This window comes from Acinetobacter sp. 228 (genome assembly GCF_048147885.1).
Map to the genome: position 1 here is coordinate 1 of NZ_JAYWYV010000534.1, position 1,086 is coordinate 1,086.

General features: G+C 37.6%; 3 protein-coding genes. 2 read left to right on the forward strand and 1 reads right to left on the reverse strand.

The features are described from left to right. Together VXQ92_RS20545 and cybC are read left to right on the forward strand one after the other, a co-directional pair. Positions 1-156 (forward strand): hypothetical protein (locus tag VXQ92_RS20545; RefSeq protein WP_416683025.1); only part of this gene is annotated, 156 nt, incomplete at its 5' end. A 37-nt stretch (positions 157-193) separates the two neighbouring features. Continuing rightward, on the forward strand, positions 194-586 hold the full coding sequence (gene cybC, locus VXQ92_RS20550) for a cytochrome b562 (protein WP_000987632.1): 393 nt from the start codon (positions 194-196) through the stop codon (positions 584-586). An 85-nt stretch (positions 587-671) separates the two neighbouring features. Here the strand turns inward: cybC and VXQ92_RS20555 are convergent. After that, a partial coding sequence (locus VXQ92_RS20555; protein ID WP_416683024.1) for a DedA family protein occupies positions 672-1,086 on the reverse strand: 415 nt, incomplete at its 5' end.

A 1,086-nucleotide genomic window follows, 5' to 3' on the forward strand; every position in this document is an offset into this window, starting at 1 on the left:
ACCACAATGGACCCTGAAAACCGTAATATGTTACAGGTGACTATTGATGATGCAATTGAAGCTGATCGCATGTTCTCATGCTTAATGGGCGATGATGTTGAACCACGTCGTGCCTTTATTGAAGAAAATGCATTAAATGCGGATATTGATGCTTAATTGATAGCAAGATTCTAAATCAGTCTAGGGAGAGAAGATGATGAGTCAAAAAATTCTAGCAAGTATGCTGATTTCATGTGCGGCTTTAGTGAGTCATTCTGCATTTGCAGCAGACTTGGAAGCCGACATGAAAACTTTAGCGAAGAGCACTAAAGCCTTTGCTGAAGCAAAAGATATCGATAACGCTAAACAGCAGCTTGTGATTATGCGTCAGGCAGCATTATCTTCAAAATTATCTTTACCTCATAAGTTGGAAGGTTTACCCCCTGAAAATGTACAGGTAAAAGAGTACCAAGCGGGTTTAGATCAGTTGGTTGCTGAAATTGATCGGGTTACGGTTTTTGTTGATAAGGGACAATTGGACCAAGCCAAAACTGAAGCAATTAATCTGGTAAATATTCGTAATGAAAACCACAAAAAGTTTAGATAAAGTTACTTTGATCTAAATCAAATAAAGGGAATGATTGATTCATTCCCTTTATTTTTGGCTAGACAAATTTATTTAACCAAATATATTAATTCTCTACAAAATCTGTAACTTGAATGAGTGCATGGCCAAATAGGTAGCCAGCCGTTAAGAGGATACAGATCCACAAAATAGCTCCTGCCACATTGTAAATCAAAAATTTTCCATAGCTCATATTGCTTGAGCCGGCAGCGAGGGGTGCAAAAGAACGTGCGAAAGGTATAAAACGTGCTAAAAGAATAGTTTTACCGCCATGTTGCAAGAAATAGCGGTTCGTTTTATTCAAATATTCTTTTTTAATAAAACGTGATTTTGCTTCAAAAATACGGTTTCCAAAATGGCGACCAATAGAATAATTGACGATATAGCCTAATGTTGCTGCAACGGTGAGCAGAGTAATCATATAACCAAGATGCATCAGTTCAACCACCGAGCACAGTGCACCTACAGTTAAAAGTAAGCTA

Coding starts and splice junctions, on each gene's coding strand:
- cybC (WP_000987632.1), top strand. CDS start 194: ATGATGAGTCAAAAAATTCTAGCAAGTATGCTGATTTCATGTGCGGCT.